This window comes from Enterobacter sp. LU1 (assembly GCF_008271405.2).
In the GTDB taxonomy this organism is placed as follows: Bacteria; Pseudomonadota; Gammaproteobacteria; order Enterobacterales; family Enterobacteriaceae; genus Enterobacter; species Enterobacter hormaechei_C.
Genome location: NZ_CP043438.2, coordinates 3585807 through 3603680, shown reverse-complemented (window position 1 = coordinate 3603680; position 17874 = coordinate 3585807). Strand labels below are relative to the sequence as shown.

Annotated in this window: 21 protein-coding genes; 14 read left to right on the top strand and 7 right to left on the bottom strand. The window is 56.8% G+C overall.

Translation table 11 applies throughout. The features are described from left to right. The first annotated feature begins 31 nt into the window (after window positions 1-31). The 7 genes from FZF21_RS17250 (at window position 32) to FZF21_RS17220 (ending at window position 4366) form a co-directional block, all read left to right on the top strand. Window positions 32-358 carry a DUF3561 family protein gene (locus tag FZF21_RS17250; RefSeq protein WP_006811767.1) on the top strand — a complete coding sequence of 109 codons (327 nt, stop codon included), beginning with the start codon at window positions 32-34 and terminating at the stop codon, window positions 356-358. A 79-nt stretch (window positions 359-437) separates the two neighbouring features. Continuing rightward, window positions 438-749, top strand: a complete 312-nt coding sequence (gene ftsB, locus FZF21_RS17245) for a cell division protein FtsB (protein ID WP_003862095.1) — start codon at window positions 438-440, stop codon at window positions 747-749. Between the two features lie 19 nt (window positions 750-768). Then, complete coding sequence (gene ispD, locus FZF21_RS17240) at window positions 769-1479, top strand: 2-C-methyl-D-erythritol 4-phosphate cytidylyltransferase (protein ID WP_063945969.1); 711 nt, start codon at window positions 769-771, stop codon at window positions 1477-1479. Continuing rightward, entirely contained in the window at window positions 1479-1958 is a 480-nt protein-coding gene (gene ispF / locus FZF21_RS17235) for a 2-C-methyl-D-erythritol 2,4-cyclodiphosphate synthase (protein WP_003862097.1), read from the top strand. The genes ispD and ispF overlap by 1 nt, the downstream gene beginning before the upstream one ends. Next, the gene (gene truD, locus FZF21_RS17230) at window positions 1955-3004 is read left to right on the top strand and encodes a tRNA pseudouridine(13) synthase TruD (protein WP_062938581.1); all 1050 of its coding nucleotides are present in this window, start codon (window positions 1955-1957) and stop codon (window positions 3002-3004) included. The genes ispF and truD overlap by 4 nt, the downstream gene beginning before the upstream one ends. Continuing rightward, window positions 2985-3746, top strand: coding sequence for a 5'/3'-nucleotidase SurE (surE, locus tag FZF21_RS17225; RefSeq protein ID WP_017382816.1), 762 nt, complete (start codon window positions 2985-2987; stop codon window positions 3744-3746). Before truD ends, surE begins: the two co-directional genes overlap by 20 nt. Beyond that, complete coding sequence (locus FZF21_RS17220; RefSeq protein ID WP_015571709.1) at window positions 3740-4366, top strand: protein-L-isoaspartate(D-aspartate) O-methyltransferase; 627 nt, start codon at window positions 3740-3742, stop codon at window positions 4364-4366. The genes surE and FZF21_RS17220 overlap by 7 nt, the downstream gene beginning before the upstream one ends. Before the next feature lie 94 nt (window positions 4367-4460). Here the strand turns inward: FZF21_RS17220 and FZF21_RS22260 are convergent, their stop codons facing one another. Next, entirely contained in the window at window positions 4461-4592 is a 132-nt protein-coding gene (locus FZF21_RS22260) for a peptidase (protein ID WP_336624881.1), read from the bottom strand. Here FZF21_RS22260 and nlpD point away from each other — a divergent pair. Continuing rightward, window positions 4534-5607, top strand: a complete 1074-nt coding sequence (gene nlpD / locus FZF21_RS17215) for a murein hydrolase activator NlpD (RefSeq protein ID WP_244323633.1) — start codon at window positions 4534-4536, stop codon at window positions 5605-5607. The genes FZF21_RS22260 and nlpD overlap by 59 nt on opposite strands. Before the next feature lie 59 nt (window positions 5608-5666). Next, window positions 5667-6659 (top strand): RNA polymerase sigma factor RpoS, encoded by a 993-nt coding sequence (rpoS, locus tag FZF21_RS17210; RefSeq protein WP_013098493.1) that lies wholly within the window; start codon window positions 5667-5669, stop codon window positions 6657-6659. Window positions 6660-6709: 50 nt separating this feature from the next. On the opposite strand, the gene FZF21_RS17205 is transcribed toward rpoS, so the two are convergent. Together FZF21_RS17205 and FZF21_RS17200 are read right to left on the bottom strand one after the other, a co-directional pair. Then, complete coding sequence (locus tag FZF21_RS17205) at window positions 6710-7087, bottom strand: DUF4440 domain-containing protein (RefSeq protein ID WP_045347777.1); 378 nt, start codon at window positions 7085-7087, stop codon at window positions 6710-6712. Beyond that, window positions 7084-8286, bottom strand: a complete 1203-nt coding sequence (locus tag FZF21_RS17200) for an MFS transporter (protein WP_047738391.1) — start codon at window positions 8284-8286, stop codon at window positions 7084-7086. The genes FZF21_RS17205 and FZF21_RS17200 overlap by 4 nt, the downstream gene beginning before the upstream one ends. 109 nt (window positions 8287-8395) lie before the next feature. Between FZF21_RS17200 and FZF21_RS17195 the strand changes: the two genes are divergently transcribed. Next, complete coding sequence (locus FZF21_RS17195) at window positions 8396-9283, top strand: LysR family transcriptional regulator (RefSeq protein WP_047738395.1); 888 nt, start codon at window positions 8396-8398, stop codon at window positions 9281-9283. On the opposite strand, the gene FZF21_RS17190 is transcribed toward FZF21_RS17195, so the two are convergent. After that, the gene (locus FZF21_RS17190; protein ID WP_015571704.1) at window positions 9280-9687 is read right to left on the bottom strand and encodes a MarR family transcriptional regulator; all 408 of its coding nucleotides are present in this window, start codon (window positions 9685-9687) and stop codon (window positions 9280-9282) included. The two genes, FZF21_RS17195 and FZF21_RS17190, sit on opposite strands and share 4 nt — an antisense overlap. A 173-nt stretch (window positions 9688-9860) precedes the next feature. On the opposite strand from FZF21_RS17190, the gene FZF21_RS17185 reads away from it, so the two are divergent. The 3 genes from FZF21_RS17185 to FZF21_RS17175 are packed head-to-tail and all read left to right on the top strand — an operon-like array spanning window position 9861 to window position 12112. Next, window positions 9861-10463, top strand: a complete 603-nt coding sequence (locus FZF21_RS17185; protein ID WP_047738398.1) for a non-oxidative hydroxyarylic acid decarboxylases subunit B — start codon at window positions 9861-9863, stop codon at window positions 10461-10463. After that, a complete protein-coding gene (locus tag FZF21_RS17180) occupies window positions 10453-11880 on the top strand; it encodes a non-oxidative hydroxyarylic acid decarboxylases subunit C (protein WP_149121198.1) in 1428 nt (475 codons plus the stop codon). Before FZF21_RS17185 ends, FZF21_RS17180 begins: the two co-directional genes overlap by 11 nt. A gap of 10 nt (window positions 11881-11890) precedes the next feature. Continuing rightward, window positions 11891-12112 carry a non-oxidative hydroxyarylic acid decarboxylases subunit D gene (locus tag FZF21_RS17175; protein ID WP_003862116.1) on the top strand — a complete coding sequence of 74 codons (222 nt, stop codon included), beginning with the start codon at window positions 11891-11893 and terminating at the stop codon, window positions 12110-12112. A 140-nt stretch (window positions 12113-12252) separates the two neighbouring features. Here the strand turns inward: FZF21_RS17175 and mutS are convergent, their stop codons facing one another. Next, a complete protein-coding gene (gene mutS, locus FZF21_RS17170; protein ID WP_017692766.1) occupies window positions 12253-14814 on the bottom strand; it encodes a DNA mismatch repair protein MutS in 2562 nt (853 codons plus the stop codon). Window positions 14815-14927: 113 nt separating this feature from the next. Further along, a complete protein-coding gene (locus FZF21_RS17165; RefSeq protein WP_017692767.1) occupies window positions 14928-15158 on the bottom strand; it encodes a SymE family type I addiction module toxin in 231 nt (76 codons plus the stop codon). Between the two features lie 175 nt (window positions 15159-15333). Here FZF21_RS17165 and FZF21_RS17160 point away from each other — a divergent pair, with 175 nt between their 5' ends. Beyond that, complete coding sequence (locus FZF21_RS17160; RefSeq protein ID WP_022649174.1) at window positions 15334-15678, top strand: nitrous oxide-stimulated promoter family protein; 345 nt, start codon at window positions 15334-15336, stop codon at window positions 15676-15678. A gap of 61 nt (window positions 15679-15739) precedes the next feature. Here FZF21_RS17160 and flhA read toward each other — a convergent pair whose 3' ends face one another. After that, window positions 15740-17812 carry a formate hydrogenlyase transcriptional activator FlhA gene (flhA, locus tag FZF21_RS17155; RefSeq protein WP_017382808.1) on the bottom strand — a complete coding sequence of 691 codons (2073 nt, stop codon included), beginning with the start codon at window positions 17810-17812 and terminating at the stop codon, window positions 15740-15742. Between the last annotated feature and the right edge of the window lie 62 nt (window positions 17813-17874).

The window sequence follows — 17874 nt, the reverse complement described above, 5'->3', positions numbered from 1 at the left end:
CGAGCGATGAGTCACGGTCACAGGATTAGCTATGCGCAACAGTGAAAACTACATGATTACCACCGGGTCGGAACCGTTAACGACCGACGACGAGACGACCTGGTCCTTCCCTGGGGCGATAGTCGGCTTCGTATCGTGGCTACTGGCGCTGGGTATCCCGTTTTTGATCTACGGTGGTAACACCCTCTTTTTCTTCCTCTATACCTGGCCTTTCTTTCTGGCGCTGATGCCCGTTGCGGTGGTTGTGGGCGTGGCGCTGCACTCCCTTTTCAACGGCAAGCTCCTGTATAGTACGCTCATCACTATCGCCACCGTTGTGGTCATCTTTGGCCTGCTGTTTTTATGGCTGATGGGCTAACTTACGGCATAATTAAAACCCCGCAGTAGAGTCCAGCGGAAAGTTATGGGATGATGATGCCGTTTTTTCAGGGGGCAGGATGGGTAAACTAACGCTGCTGTTGCTGGCTTTGCTGGTCTGGCTGCAATATTCGCTGTGGTTCGGCAAAAACGGACTGCACGACTACAGCCGGGTGAGCGATGACGTCGCGGCACAGCAGGCGACAAACGCCAAACTTAAAGCGCGTAACGATCAACTTTTTGCTGAAATTGATGACCTCAATGGCGGCCAGGAGGCGATTGAGGAGCGCGCACGCAATGAACTCAGTATGACTAAGCCGGGCGAAACGTTTTATCGCCTGGTTCCGGATGCGTCTAAACGCAATCAGGGCTCCGCACAAAACAATCGATAATCAGGCCCAGGATTACGACATGGCAGCAACTTTTTCGGACGTCTGTGCCGTGGTGCCGGCCGCAGGTTTTGGCCGGCGCATGCAGACAGAGTGTCCCAAGCAGTACCTCTCAATTGGTGATAAAACGATCCTCGAGCACGCCGTGGCAGCGCTGCTGGCGCATGCCCGGGTGAAACGCGTGGTTATTGCCATCAGCCCCGGCGATGCGCGTTTTGCGCAACTCCCGCTGGCACATCATCCTCAGATTAGCGTTGTTGACGGCGGCGCCGAGCGGGCCGACTCTGTTCTGGCGGGCATTCAGGCTGCCGGGAACGCGCAGTGGGTGCTGGTGCACGATGCCGCGCGTCCCTGTCTGCATCACGACGATCTGTCACGTCTGCTGGCCCTGAGTGAAACCAGTAACGTGGGCGGCATTCTGGCCGCCCCGGTGCGTGACACCATGAAGCGTGCCGAACCGGGTAAACCGGCGATTGCCCACACCGTCGAGCGCGTGGATTTATGGCACGCGCTGACGCCGCAATTTTTTCCCCTCCAATTACTCCACGACTGCTTAACGCGTGCGCTTAAAGAAGGTGCGACCATTACGGACGAAGCCTCGGCGCTGGAGTATTGCGGTTTCCACCCAACGCTTGTTGAAGGGCGCGCTGATAATATAAAAGTGACGCGCCCGGAAGACTTACAGCTCGCGGAATTTTATCTTACCCGTACGACCCCTCAGGAGAAGGCATAATGCGTATTGGACACGGTTTTGATGTACACGCCTTTGGCGGCGTTGGCCCAATTATCATTGGCGGCGTGCGCATTCCTTACGAAAAAGGTCTGCTGGCGCATTCTGATGGCGACGTGGCGCTGCATGCGCTGACCGACGCGCTGCTGGGTGCCGCCGCATTGGGCGACATTGGCAAACTGTTCCCGGACACCGATCCTGCTTTTAAAGGCGCAGACAGCCGCGAACTGCTGCGCGAAGCCTGGCGTCGTATTCAGGCCAAAGGCTACACCCTCGGCAACGTTGATGTGACGATCATTGCTCAGGCACCGAAGATGCTGCCGCACATCCCTCAGATGCGCGTGTTTATCGCTGAAGATCTGGGCTGCCATATGGACGACGTCAACGTCAAAGCGACCACCACGGAGAAGCTGGGCTTTACCGGTCGTGGCGAAGGCATTGCCTGTGAAGCCGTGGCGCTGCTGGTGAAGGCGGCCAAATGACGGATTTCGACAACCTGACGTATCTGCACGGTAAACCGCAGGGCAAGGGGCTGCTGAAAGCCAACCCTGAAGATTTCGTGGTAGTGGAAGATCTGGGTTTTGAGCCGGACGGCGAAGGCGAGCACATCCTGGTGCGCATTCTGAAAAACGGCTGCAACACCCGCTTCGTGGCGGACGCGCTGGCAAAATTCCTCAACATTCACGCCCGCGAGGTGAGCTTTGCCGGTCAAAAGGATAAGCATGCCGTGACCGAACAGTGGCTTTGCGCCCGCGTGCCCGGCAATGCCATGCCCGATTTAAGCAAATTTGAGCTTGAGGGCTGTAAGGTACTGGAGTATGCCCGCCACAAACGCAAATTGCGTCCGGGAGCGTTGAAAGGCAACGATTTCACGCTGGTGCTGCGTGAAGTGACCGACCGCGATGACGTTGAAAGACGCCTTAAGGCCATTACCGAACGCGGCGTGCCAAACTATTTTGGCGCACAGCGCTTTGGCATTGGTGGCAGCAACCTGCTGGGCGCGCTGCGCTGGGCGCAAAGCAGCGCGCCGGTGCGCGACAGGAATAAACGCAGTTTTTGGTTGTCGGCAGCCCGCAGTGCGTTGTTTAATCAGATTGTGAGCGAACGGCTGAAAAAACCGGACGCGAATCAAGTTGTTGTCGGCGATGCGCTACAATTAGCGGGACGCGGAAGCTGGTTTGTGGCAACGGCCGATGAGATGGCCGATGCCCAGTCGCGCGTGGACGCTAAAGCGCTGATGATTACCGCCGCCTTGCCGGGCTCAGGCGACTGGGGAACCCAGGGCGAGGCGCTGGCCGCTGAGCAGTCAGCGGTGGCGGATGCGCCAGAATTACAATCATTGCTGGTGCGGGAAAAAGTCGAGGCGGCGCGCCGTGCGATGCTCCTCTACCCGCAACAGCTGAGCTGGAACTGGTGGGATGACGTAACCGTCGAGTTACGCTTCTGGCTGCCGGCAGGTAGCTTTGCCACCAGTGTTGTCAGGGAACTTATCAACACGTCGGGTGATTATGCGAATATTGCTGAGTAACGATGACGGGATCCATGCGCCAGGTATTCAGACGCTGGCGAAACACCTCCGCGAATTTGCGGATGTGCAGGTCGTGGCTCCCGATCGTAACCGCAGTGGCGCGTCTAACTCATTGACGCTGGAGTCTTCACTTCGCACCTTTACCTTTGAGAATGGCGATATTGCCGTCCAGATGGGGACGCCGACCGACTGCGTGTTTCTGGGCGTAAATGCGCTGATGCGCCCGCGGCCGGATGTTGTGGTCTCCGGCATCAATGCCGGGCCGAATCTTGGCGATGATGTGATTTACTCCGGCACCGTGGCCGCGGCGATGGAGGGGCGTCACCTGGGGTTCCCGGCGCTGGCGGTCTCGTTAAACGGCCACACCCACTATGACACTGCCGCCGCGGTAACCTGCTCTATTCTCCGTGCGCTTGGCCGCGAGCCGCTGCGTACCGGACGTATCCTCAATATTAACGTGCCGGATCTCCCGCTGGACGAGATCAAAGGGATCCGCGTGACGCGCTGCGGCAGTCGCCATCCGGCCGATCAGGTTATTCCCCAGCAGGATCCGCGCGGCAATACCCTGTACTGGATCGGCCCGCCGGGAGATAAATGCGATGCCGGGCCAGACACCGACTTCGCTGCTGTGGATGAGGGTTACGTTTCCGTTACGCCGTTGCACGTAGATTTAACCGCTTATAGCGCGCATGATGTGGTGTCGGACTGGTTAGATCGGGTCGGAGTGAACGCGCAATGGTAAGTAAACGTGTACAAACTCTTCTGGAACAATTACGCGCACAGGGGATCGCCAACGAGCAGGTGCTGGATGCACTTGCCCAGGTTCCTCGTGAGAAGTTTGTAGATGAGGCGTTTGAACACAAAGCGTGGGAAAACGTGGCGCTGCCCATCGGGCAAGGCCAGACGATTTCGCAGCCTTACATGGTGGCGCGTATGACGGAGCTTCTGGAGTTAACGCCAGACTCCCGGGTGCTGGAAATTGGCACCGGTTCAGGGTATCAGACCGCGATCCTGGCCCACCTTGTGCACCATGTCTGTTCCGTGGAACGGATTAAAGGCTTGCAGTGGCAGGCGCGCCGTCGCCTGAAACAGCTTGATTTACATAATGTATCGACACGCCACGGCGATGGATGGCAGGGTTGGCAGGCTCGCGCCCCGTTTGACGCCATAATAGTCACGGCCGCGCCACCTGAAATTCCCGCTGCACTTCTCTCGCAGCTGGACGAGGGCGGCATTCTAGTTTTGCCCGTCGGCGATGAGCAGCAGCTTTTAAAGCGCGTTCGTCGACGCGGCGGCGAGTTTATTATCGATACCGTGGAAGCCGTGCGCTTTGTGCCCCTGGTTAAGGGCGAGCTGGCCTGAGACTCGGATTTTTCCAGGGTTATTGAGGCAAATTCAGAGTATGGTGTGGCGCGATAGGTTCGTGCCATCACGGTTATTTTTAAGTCACTGGTAGTTAACACATTCCTGGGGGATAAATGAGCGCGGGAAGCCCAAAATTCACCATCAGCCGTGTTGCGGCATTATCACTGGTTTCGCTCTGGCTGGCAGGCTGTACAAGTTCTGACAATGCACCTGCGCCCGTCAGTTCCGTCAATGGAACCAGCGGCTCGGGTAACACGTCCAGCGGAATGTTGATTACCCCTCCGCCTAAAATGGGCACGTCCACGGCGCAGCAAACTCCGCAGATCCAGCCGGTTCAGCGTCCAGTTACGCAGCCTTCGCAGATTCAGCCAGTGGATCAGCCTGTTCAGACCGAAAATGGCCGCATAGTGTATAACCGTAAGTATGGGAACATTCCGAAAGGTAGCTATACCGGCGGCAGCACCTATACCGTGAAGCGCGGCGATACGCTGTTCTATATTGCCTGGATCACCGGGAACGATTTCCGCGATCTGGCACAGCGAAACAACGTCCAGGCCCCGTATGGTCTGGAAGTCGGGCAAACGCTTCAGGTTGGCAACGCGACGGGGACACCGCTTACGCCAGGCAACACCGTTTCAGCGGCCGACGTAACTGCGCAAAATAACAGCGTCACCCCTGCACAAAAAATCACCACGGTGGTTGCTTCACAACCTGTAATTACGTATTCTGAGGATTCAGGTGATCAGAGTGCTAACAAAATGTTGCCGAATAATAAAGGTACTGCGACTGTTGTCACAGCACCGACTACGGCACCTGTGGTTAGCTCTACTGTACCGACTGCAAGCAGTCAGAATGCCAGCTCGTCAATCACCACCTGGCGCTGGCCAACTGACGGCAAGATTATCGAGAACTTCGCTACCTCTGAGGGGGGCAACAAAGGGATCGATATCGCAGGCAGTAAAGGACAGGCAATCATCGCGACCGCAGACGGGCGCGTTGTCTATGCCGGTAACGCACTGCGCGGTTACGGTAATCTTATTATCATCAAACATAATGATGATTACCTGAGTGCCTACGCCCATAACGACACTATGCTGGTCCGGGAACAACAAGAAGTTAAGGCGGGGCAAAAAATCGCTACCATGGGTAGCACCGGAACCAGTTCTACACGCTTGCATTTTGAAATTCGTTACAAGGGGAAATCCGTAAACCCGCTGCAATATTTACCGCAGCGATAAATTGACGGGGCATGCCAGCCAGGGTGTCTCGTCCAGGGATCACGGGTAGGAGCCACCTTATGAGTCAGAATACGCTGAAAGTTCATGATTTAAATGAAGACGCGGAATTTGATGAGAACGGAGCAGAGGCTTTTGACGAAAAAGCCTTAGTAGAAGAGGAACCCAGTGATAACGATTTGGCTGAAGAAGAGCTGTTATCGCAGGGTGCCACACAGCGTGTGCTGGACGCGACTCAGCTTTACCTTGGGGAGATTGGTTACTCCCCACTGCTAACGGCCGAAGAAGAAGTCTATTTCGCACGTCGTGCTTTGCGTGGTGATGTTGCCTCGCGTCGTCGCATGATCGAAAGTAACCTGCGACTGGTCGTGAAAATTGCCCGCCGTTACGGCAATCGTGGTCTGGCTCTGCTGGATCTGATTGAAGAGGGCAACTTAGGTCTCATCCGCGCAGTTGAGAAGTTTGACCCGGAACGCGGGTTCCGTTTCTCAACCTACGCGACCTGGTGGATTCGTCAGACCATCGAACGGGCTATTATGAACCAGACCCGTACGATTCGACTGCCGATCCACATTGTCAAAGAGTTGAATGTTTATCTGCGTACCGCGCGCGAGTTGTCCCATAAACTGGACCACGAGCCAAGTGCGGAAGAGATTGCAGAGCAACTCGACAAACCGGTTGATGACGTAAGCCGTATGCTGCGTCTCAACGAGCGCATTACCTCGGTTGACACCCCGCTGGGTGGCGACTCCGAAAAAGCGCTGCTGGACATCCTGGCCGATGAAAAAGACAACGGCCCGGAAGACACCACGCAGGACGATGACATGAAACAGAGCATCGTCAAATGGTTGTTCGAACTGAACGCCAAACAGCGTGAAGTGCTGGCACGTCGTTTCGGTTTACTGGGGTATGAAGCTGCGACACTGGAAGACGTCGGTCGTGAGATTGGCCTGACCCGTGAACGTGTTCGTCAGATTCAGGTTGAAGGACTACGCCGCCTGCGTGAAATCCTGCAAGGGCAAGGTCTGAATATCGAAGCGCTGTTCCGCGAGTAAGCAACCATTCGTCAGAAAAGGCCCGTCGTGAGACGGGCCTTTTTTATGCCTTACGGCTGCGCCGTTTCGTGCAGCAAACGCCAGGTGATGTTATCCCCTTCCTGATTAAGCACTGCGGTTGACCAGCGCACGTTGACGGGCTGGCCTGGCCGGGTTTGCGTCTCCCGGTAATGGAGCACTGCGCCGTTGTCCCATGTCTGAAGCGTTGTTAACGCATCAATGTCGATCCTGAGCCCCGGTCGGGTTCCCCGCTGCGCATATAAAAATTGGGCAAGCGCGTGATGATCTAAAGGGTTGCCACTCGGTGGAACCATCAGAAAATCCGGACGGAAACGGGCGAGCAGGGCGTCCCCATCGCCTTCGCCTGCACCTAACCAGTTTTCAAGGGCGACGTGAATGTCGAGGATCTCTTGTTCGAAATGGGTCATGGTTGCTCCTGTTGCAGTTGCGCAAGTAACTGCGTGTTGTTAAGACGGTAAACGTACAGTATGGGCAGTAGGGTGATGACTGCGGCAAAAACAAACATCCAGTGCCAGGCGGCCAGCGGCGCGAGATAATCCTGCATGAAGCTCAGCGCCTGCGCCAGCAGCAGAGCGCCCGCAAAAAAGCTCAACTGACGATTCAGATTCCATAGCGCGCTGGCATCGGGCATATCTTTCGGTCGCATCGTCAAAAACGCGCTGCTCTGAGCCGTACTGCTGCAAAGGCTTCCCCCCGCGCCCATCAGCGCAAACGCAACGGCAGGTAGCAGCATTGCCGGGCCGACGTTAACTAAAAGCAGAATGCCCGTCGCCTGCAAAAGGCAACCGATGACCACCAGCGGCCGGGGGCCGATACGGTTGAAATAGCGTCCTGTCGCGGTGATAGCCACAAACGAAGCCACAGACCACGGCAGCATAAGCATGCCCGTTGCGGCGGGTGTCATATTGGCCTCGCTCTGGAGGTAATACATGCCCGTTACGTTCACGCCGATAAAGATGCCGGGTACGCACACATAGATAAGCATGGATAAGCGCAACAGCGGATCCGTCAGCAAAGACAGGTTTACTGTCCTGGTGGTGTTTATCGGCGACGGTTCTGTTTTAAGCCACGCGCAGGCCAAAGCAAAGGTGACAATGGCGACGGGCAGGGTGGCAAAAAAAATCCAGCGCCAGCTGAATGTCTGAACCAGCATACCGCCCACAGCCGGTGAGCACGCGGGGGCAAGCAGTGCGACCAGCATCACCGCCGAGGAGAGTCTGGCCCGCTCATGAGGCTTAAACTGTTGCCAGGTCAGCGCCTGACCAACCGGGATCAGTAAACCCCCTCCGGCGCCCTGTACGACTCGCCAGGCAATCAGACTTTCCAGCGAAGATGAGAGACCCGCCGCAACGGAGGCCGCGCTAAAGAGAAGCAGTGAGAGCAGGATAACGCGCTTCGGCCCGACGCGGCGCGTCAGGATACTGCTGAAAGGGATGACTAGCGTCAGCCCGGCAATGTATCCGTTACTTACCCAGGCAAGCGCGGAAGGTGTGGTATTGAAAGCACGAGCCATCGCCGGAAAGGCGATACTGGCAATAAACATGTTTATCAAATCAAGGAAAAAGCCGAGCAGAAAGACGACGGCGATTTTGCTGCGATACGTCATGGAAGTTCCTCCGGTGAGGTGGCGTATCGTATCGGCCCGCGCGTTACGGATAAACGCGACAAAGCACGATATACTGTCAACATTATTTTGACAGTTAACCAGGTAAGCGATGCTTAATTTACAGCGTACGGCGATGTTTATCGCCGTAGCGGACACCGGCAGTTTCACCGCCGCAGCGGAGGCGATGGGGCTGACAAAAGCGGTGGTCAGCTTTCATATTCGTCAGCTTGAAGAGGAGCTGGGCGTCACCCTGTTGCTGCGAACCACCCGACGCCTGAAGCTGACCGAGGCGGGGAAGCTCTTTCATCAACGAAGCGTGATGCTGTTACGGGATGCAGAGCGATTGCAGGATGATGTTCGCGCCAACCACGCCGGGCTGACGGGAGAACTGCGGATCACCACCACGCCCGAATATGGCTCGCAGGTGGTGGTGCCTTTGCTGGCTGAATTTAGCCAGCTGCACCCGGACCTTCGCGTGCGGCATGTCTCGTCCTCTTTGCATGCCGATCTTATCGCCGAGCGCTTCGATGTCGCTATCCGGCTCGGCACGCTTGCAGATTCGCGCTACCACGCCGCGTTGATGACCTCCTTCACCATCCTGCCCGTGGCAACGCCAGGCTGGCTGGCAAACCATCCGGTTAACTCGCTGGAGCAGCTGGCGGAAGCGGACTGGATCATTCATGAGCGTTTAACCTCGCCGCTGCGCTGGCAGGTGAGAGGTGTTGATGAGCAGCCGATTTCCTTTGAGATCAAGAGAGCGCCGCGCCTGTATGCAGACAGCGCCCAGGCGCTGATGGCTTTTGCCCTCGCGGGATGTGGAGTGGCGCTGCTGCCGGAGTGGCTGGTGCGAAACGCACTGGATGCAGGGGAACTGGTCTCGCTGTTACCGGCGTACACGTTCGCTCAGCAGGGCATCTATGCCGTTTATCCTGATGCCCGGCATGTGCCCGCGAAAGTGCGAACATTTATTGATTTTATGCGCGTCAGGGTTACTTAATCCTGCATCATCTTTTTAATGAGCGCTGAAAATTGCTCTCGTTCCGCGCCGTTAAGGCGCCCTAAAAACGCCTCATCCACCTCATTTCCAATCGGTTTACTGCTCTCAAGCAGGGCCTCACCTTCGGCCGTCAGAAAGACAAACCGACGGCGCTTGTCCGCCGGATCGTGCTCGCGCCTGACCAGGCCGCGTGCTTCCATGCGGCTCAGCATTTCTGCCAGCGTCGCTTTGGTGCTCACCGCGACTTCAGTCAGGGCAACCTGCTCAATGCCAGGATTTTCAGCAATTGACCGCATCACCGCATACTGTGGCTTTGTCAGTTCGGGCAATGCGTGCTGCCACTGGGCGGTATGCTGTTGAAAAAGCTGACGTAGCAGGTGGAAAGCTTCTTGTCTTAACTCCATGGACACTCCGACGGAAAAATACTCCCTCTATGATAGCCGCTCTCGGGCTGAATTTTAACGCGAGAGTTTTTTAGCGATTAGTGTGATCGTATGCGAACGATCTTGTCAGCAGCAGGATCAAGGCGTAGTTTAATTAATATGTTCGTATACGAACAAACTAATTGAGGTGCTGAATGAGATTGATTGTGGGAATGACGGGCGCAACGGGTGCGCCATTAGGCGTGGAGTTGTTGCAGGCGCTGCGGGAAATGCCGGAGGTGGAAACGCATCTGGTGATGTCGAAGTGGGCAAAAACCACGATTGAGCTGGAAACGCCCTTCACTGCGCATGACGTTGCTGCCCTGGCGGATGTCGTCCATAGCCCGGCCGATCAGGCTGCCACCATCTCCTCCGGCTCGTTTCGCACCGACGGCATGATCGTCATCCCGTGCAGCATGAAAACGCTGGCGGGTATCCGCGCGGGCTACGCCGAAGGGCTGGTAGGGCGTGCGGCAGACGTGGTGCTGAAAGAGGGACGCAAGCTGGTGCTGGTTCCCCGTGAGACGCCGCTCAGCACCATCCATCTCGAGAACATGCTTGCCCTTTCCCGCATGGGCGTGGCGATGGTGCCGCCTATGCCTGCGTACTACAACCACCCGCAAACCGCCGATGACATTACCCATCATATCGTGACCCGCGTTCTCGACCAGTTCGGTCTGGAGCATAAAAAAGCCCGACGCTGGGAAGGTTTGCAGGCAGCGAAACATTTTTCACAGGAGAATAAAGATGGCATTTGATGATTTGAGAAGCTTCTTGCAGGCGCTCGATGAGCAAGGGCAGCTGCTGAAAATTGAGGAAGAGGTAAACGCTGAGCCGGATTTAGCGGCGGCCGCCAACGCTACCGGGCGCATTGGCGATGGCGCGCCTGCGCTGTGGTTCGATAATATTCGCGGTTTCACCGATGCCCGTGTGGTGATGAACACTATCGGCTCGTGGCAAAACCACGCTATTTCGATGGGGCTGCCGGCGAATACCCCGGTGAAAAAACAGATCGACGAGTTTATTCGTCGCTGGGACAAATTTCCCGTCGCGCCAGAGCGTCGTGCAAACCCGGCCTGGGCGCAGAACACGGTGGACGGGGAAGACATTAACCTGTTCGACATTCTGCCGCTGTTCCGCCTGAACGACGGTGACGGGGGCTTTTATCTCGATAAAGCATGCGTTGTCTCCCGCGATCCGCTCGACCCCGATCACTTCGGCAAGCAGAACGTCGGGATCTATCGTATGGAAGTGAAGGGCAAGCGTAAGCTCGGCCTGCAACCGGTGCGGATGCACGATATTGCGTTGCATCTGCATAAGGCAGAAGAGCGCGGCGAAGACCTGCCAATTGCCATTACGCTGGGTAACGATCCGATCATCACCCTGATGGGCGCCACGCCGCTGAAATACGATCAATCCGAGTATGAGATGGCCGGTGCGCTACGTGAAAGCCCGTATCCGATTGCGACGGCTCCGCTGACCGGTTTCGATGTGCCGTGGGGGTCGGAAGTGATCCTGGAAGGGGTGATTGAAGGCCGGAAACGTGAAATTGAAGGGCCCTTCGGTGAGTTTACCGGTCACTACTCCGGCGGGCGCAACATGACGGTTGTGCGTATCGACAAAGTTTCTTACCGCACTAAACCGATTTTCGAATCTCTCTACCTGGGCATGCCGTGGACCGAGATTGATTATCTGATGGGGCCCGCCACCTGCGTACCGCTCTATCAGCAGCTGAAGGCTGAATTCCCGGAAGTGCAGGCGGTAAACGCCATGTACACCCACGGTCTGCTGGCGATTATCTCCACTAAAAAGCGTTACGGCGGTTTTGCCCGTGCGGTCGGGCTCCGCGCCATGACCACGCCACACGGTCTGGGTTACGTGAAAATGGTGATTATGGTGGATGAAGACGTCGATCCGTTTAACCTGCCGCAGGTGATGTGGGCGCTGTCATCGAAGGTCAATCCGGCAGGCGATCTGGTGCAGCTACCGAATATGTCTGTGCTCGAGCTTGACCCCGGCTCCAGCCCGGCGGGGATCACTGACAAGCTGATCATTGATGCCACCACCCCTGTTGCCCCGGACAACCGTGGTCACTACAGCCAGCCGGTACAGGATCTTCCTGAAACCAAAGCCTGGGCCGAAAAACTGACCGCGATGCTGGCGGCACGTCAATAAGGAGGAAAAAATGATTTGTCCACGTTGTGCCGATGAACATATTGAAGTGATGGCAACATCACCGGTGAAAGGTGTCTGGACGGTATACCAGTGTCAGCACTGTCTGTATACCTGGCGCGATACCGAACCGCTGCGCCGTACCAGCCGCGAGCATTACCCGGAAGCGTTCCGCATGACGCAGAAGGATATTGATGAGGCGCCGCAGGTGCCGACGATCCCGCCGCTGCTGTAAAAAAAGCCCGGTGGCGGCTGCGCTTACCGGGCGATAATATTGTGCGGTCCTTTGCCCGGTGGCGCTACGCTTACCGGGCCTACGGGTTTTGTAGGCCGGGTAAGGCGAAGCCGTCACCCGGCAAAAAAGACCGCAGAGAACTAAACCAGACTCTTCAACCGATAAATCCACTCCAGCGCCTGTCGCGGCGTCAGGGAATCCGGGTCGAGATTTTCCAGCGCTTCCACGGCCGGAGAGGTCTCTTCCGGGACCGCTAGCAGTGACATCTGCGTACCATCTATCTGCGTCGCCGCCGCATTCGGTGACAAACTTTCCAGCTCACGCAGTTTCTGACGCGCGCGCTTGATCACCTCTTTCGGCACGCCCGCCAGCGCCGCGACGGCCAGGCCATAACTCTTGCTTGCCGCGCCGTCCTGCACCGTGTGCATAAAGGCGATGGTGTCGCCGTGCTCAAGCGCATCAAGGTGGACGTTAGCCACGCCTTCCATTTTCTCTGGCAGCTGTGTCAGTTCGAAATAGTGCGTTGCGAACAGCGTCAGCGCCTTGATTTTATTTGCCAGACTTTCCGCGCACGCCCAGGCCAGGGACAAGCCGTCATAGGTGGAGGTACCGCGTCCTACTTCGTCCATCAACACCAGACTGTTCTCTGTTGCGTTATGCAGAATGTTGGCGGTTTCGGTCATCTCGACCATAAATGTAGAGCGACCGCTCGCCAGATCGTCCGCCGCACCCACACGGGTGAAGATACGGTCGATAGGGCCAATCTCAACTTTCTGCGCCGGAACGTAGCTGCCGATGTAGGCGAGCAGCGCGATAAGGGCTGTCTGGCGCATATAGGTGCTTTTACCGCCCATGTTGGGGCCGGTAATGATCAGCATTCTTCGCTGCGGTGACAGGTTCAACGGGTTGGCAATAAACGGTTCGTTCAGCACCTGCTCAACCACCGGGTGGCGGCCTTCGGTAATGCGAATGCCGGGTTTGTCAGTAAAGGTCGGACAGGTGTAGTTCAGCGTATCGGCGCGCTCGGCCAGGTTTACCAGGACATCCAGCTCGGCCAGCGCAGCGGCGCTCAGTTGCAGGTCAGCCAGGTGCGGCATCAGGATGTCGAACAGCTCGTCATACAGCTGTTTCTCCAGCGCCAGCGCTTTACCTTTCGACGTGAGCACTTTGTCTTCGTACTCTTTCAGCTCGGGAATAATGTAGCGCTCGGCATTTTTCAGCGTCTGGCGGCGAACGTAGTGAATCGGTGCCAGGTGGCTCTGCCCACGGCTGATCTGGATATAGTAACCGTGTACCGCGTTGTAGCCGACTTTCAGGGTGTCGAGCCCCAGACGTTCACGCTCGCGGATTTCCAGCTTATCCAGATAATCCGTCGCGCCATCGGCCAGCGCACGCCATTCGTCCAGCTCTTCGTTATAACCTGGAGCAATAACCCCGCCATCCCGCACCAGAACAGGCGGCGCATCAATGATGGCGCGTTCCAGCAGTTCGCGAAGCTCGGTAAATTCGCCCATGGTTTCGCGCAGCTTCTGCACTGGCGCGCTGTCGATCTCTCCCAGCTGAGCACGCAGTTCCGGCAACTGCTGGAACGCGTGACGCATACGGGCAAGATCGCGTGGACGCGCGGTGCGCAGTGCCAGGCGCGCCAGGATACGCTCAAGATCACCCACCTGACGCAGCACCGGCTGCAAGTCGGTGTAACGATCCTGCAATGCGGCAATGGTTTGCTGGCGGCCGATCAGCGTGTCGGTATTGCGGATCGGCATATGCAGCCAGCGTTTGAGCATACGGCTGCCCATGGGGGTAACCGTGCTGTCGAGAACCGACGCCAGCGTATTTTCCATGCCGCCAGCGAGGTTCTGAGTGATCTCCAGGTTGCGGCGCGTGGCGGCATCCATGATGATGCTGTCCTGCTGACGCTCCATGGTAATGGAACGGATATGGGGCAGGGCGGTACGCTGCGTATCCTTAACGTACTGCAACAGGCAGCCTGCGGCACACAGCCCGCGCGGGGCATTTTCTACGCCAAAGCCAATCAAATCGCGCGTGCCAAATTGCAGGTTCAGCTGCTGGCGCGCGGTATCAATTTCGAACTCCCACAGTGGACGACGACGCAGGCCGCGGCGACCTTCAATCAGCGCCGTCTCGGCGAAATCCTCTGCATAAAGCAGTTCTGCCGGATTGGTGCGCTGTAGTTCAGCCGCCATGGTTTCACGGTCAGCCGGTTCACTCAGGCGAAAACGACCGGAGCTGATATCCAGCGTGGCGTAGCCAAACCCTTTACCGTCCTGCCAGATCGCCGCCAGCAGGTTATCCTGGCGCTCCTGAAGCAGGGCCTCATCGCTGATGGTTCCCGGCGTCACGATGCGTACGACCTTGCGCTCAACGGGGCCTTTCGACGTGGCCGGGTCGCCAATTTGTTCGCAGATAGCGACAGACTCACCCTGGTTCACCAGCTTCGCCAGATAGTTTTCAACCGCGTGATGCGGGATACCTGCCATCGGGATGGGCTCGCCTGCCGACGCGCCACGTTTCGTCAGGGAAATGTCGAGCAGCTGAGACGCACGTTTCGCATCGTCATAAAAAAGCTCGTAAAAATCGCCCATACGGTAAAACAGCAAAATTTCCGGATGCTGTGCCTTCAGCTTCAGGTACTGCTGCATCATTGGCGTATGCGCGTCGAAATTGTCGATTGTGCTCATGGAGTTATGATATCCATTTCTTTGAAAATATTACGCTTTGAGCGGCTCAATGGCCGATTGTTCCTTCTATTGTCGCATGAAAAAAAGGTGCGGCGCAGAAAAAAGTCACGACTTTACGAGGCATCTTCCACCATTAATTCAATGATGATTTTCCCGTGCTCGACGCCCACCCGAACCTGCGAGTTGGTGGTAAATCCCGCTTGCTCAAGCCAGTCGCCTTTCAGGCTCAGCGCTGCGTGTACGCTGTAGCGTTTTGGAATTTTCGTTTTACGGTCTTCATGACGTTTTCTGAAGTAACCCACTTTCAAGTGACGATAGGGTTTGGCGATCGCGATCTCTTGCATAAGCTCTCCGGTGAATGCGGTCAAAGGTGGTTATTTATGCCTGTATAAAATACCAGTAAAACGCAGCGGGGGGCGGGGTAATTCTGGAAGGGCGCTTCAGAAAATGGAATGCAATGACTGAAAATGTGCGGATAAAAGGGTATTATAAATGCACTTTATTGTTGAGGACGACGTTATGTCCGGTAAACGTATTTCACGAGAAAAAAAGACGATCGCCAGAATGATCGCCCTGTACGAAAACAGGTGTCCGCACGCCATAAAAGAAGAGGGGCACTATTCAGCGCTCAAGGCTTATGCCGATAAGCGGCTGGATAAATGCGTGTTTGGTGAGGAAAAACCTGCCTGCAAACAGTGCCCTGTGCACTGTTATCAGCCCGCCCGACGGGAAGAGATGAAGCAGGTGATGCGCTGGGCAGGGCCACGTATGTTATGGCGCCATCCGATTCTGACCATCCGTCATCTGATCGACGATCGCCGTCCGGTTCCGGAATTACCCGAAAAGTATCGGCCCAAAAAATAACCGGCTCCGCGCCGCAGTGGGCGACAAATTACGCGCAGGGCGACGTCGCCGGAATGACGGGTTAATTCAGACTCTCTTTATCGATTCCCAGACGCTTCATGCGCGAGAGCAGGGTGGTACGCTTCAGCCCCAGCCGTTGCGCCGCACCTTTCGGTCCGGCTACCACGCCGTTGGTCTCCTTCAGCACTCGCATAATGAGCTGATATTCATCTTCTCCCTCTTTCGCAAGCTCGGTTGCGGTCACGGTCGTTTCAGAAGGAGTAACCTCTGGCAGGGAGAGCTGGAGCACGTTCCCGCGGGTCAGCAGGACCGCGCGTTCAATGACGTTTTCCAGCTCGCGCACGTTCCCCGGCCACTCCATCGCCGAGAGTGTGCGTAGCGTTTCGGCAGGAATACTGTCGATATTTCGCCCCATCCGGCGGGCAATCTTCGCGGTAAAGGCTTTCACCAGCAGCGGAATATCTTCCGGGCGCTCGCGCAGCGGCGGCAGGCAGATCGGGAAGACGTTCAGGCGATAGTAAAGATCGCTGCGAAACTCGCGGTCGGCGACCATTTTTTTTAGATCGCGATTGGTGGCGGCAATAAGACGCACGTCGGTCTGGATCAGCTTGTTGCTGCCGAGGCGCTCGAACTCCTGCTCCTGCAAAACGCGCAGCAGCTTGGGCTGAAGCTCCAGCGGCATATCGCCCACTTCGTCGAGGAACAACGAGCTTTTATCCGCCAGTTCAAAACGGCCCAGCCGCTGGCTGCTGGCGCCGGTAAAGGCGCCGCGCTCGTGGCCGAACAGGTCGCTTTCCAGTAAGCCCGCAGGCATCGCCGCGCAGTTCATCTTCACCATCCGGCGGCTGTTGCGGTTGCTCAGGTTGTGGATCGCCCGGGCAATCAGCTCTTTCCCGGTACCGGTTTCACCGAGGATCAGCACCGTGCTGTCGCTCTGCGCCACCATTTCCACCTGCTTAAGGACGCTGTACATGGCATCGCTGCGTCCGATGATTTCGCCAAACTCGCTGTCCACGTTGTTGAGCTGCTCGGTCAGCGCCAGGTTTTCGTCCACCAGCCGCTCCTTCAGGCGGTGGATCTCCTGATAGGCGAGGGCGTTATCCAGCGCAATGGAGATACGCTCGGCGATCTGGCGCAGCAGCTTCAGGTTGGCGGTAGTAAATACGGCCTCATCGCACTGCGCCAGTTTAAGCACGCCGAGCATGGTGTTGCCGGACATCAACGGCAGCAGGCACAGGGTCTGGATCTTGTTGCCCCAGGTGTTGAACAACATCCGCTCGTAGGGGGCTACCGGATCCTGTTCATTGAGATTGAGCAGCAGGATCTCTTTGCTTTTAAATACCCGCTCGGACAGCGTTCCCGCTTCGTCCACTTCGCTCTGCTCGTGCGCCGGGTTGGCTTCATCAAGGTAGTGGGTGGAGTAGATGTTCAGCTTGCCTTTCCGGTTGCCGCGTAGCGCAATGCTGATGGCATCGATTTTAAAATAGTGATGGATCTCTTTTGACACTTCGCTGACCAACTCATCCATGTCCAGGCGGGAGAGCACGGCGTTGGTGATGGCAACCAGAATGCGGAAGTTATCGCGCTCGCGGCTCAGCAGGTCGTAGTCCACGTTATTGGTGACGCGGCTTTGGATCTGCTCCGCGACAACGGCCACAATCTGGGTAAAGGTGTGCAGGCGTTCGTACTCCGCCTCGCTCCAGGGCTGGTCGGTATCGCGGATAAACTCGCAGCCGCCAAAAATTTGCCCTTCCACCGCCAGCGGCAGCATGCTGTAGTGGCCGAACGGGTGGTAAAGATTGCTCTCTGCCAGCTTCGGCCAGGCCTGGCGAAACTGGTCAAAATTGCAGTGCAGCGCTTCCGGGCGGGAGAGGATACGCCGCACCGGGCCGTGGGCCAGAAACGTTTCATCTTCATATTCGAAGATTTTGCCGTTATCACGCGTTGAGAAATAGCTCGCGCGGTGGGTTGCGCTATGCCAGAGCACAATGGCGGCGCTGTCCGCCAGCGCTGATTGCCTGACCAGCCGCGTCAGGGCATCGCTCAGCGCGCCGAGATCGGGCTGTTGTAAAAGTGTGCGCGTGATGTCAAACAGGCCCTGCTGTCCAAGATCGCTCATCGGTGTATACGGCATTGTTGCTTTCCAATAGAAACTGGCAAAAAGAGAAATTCAGCGCTGACCGCTTTTGGCGCGGT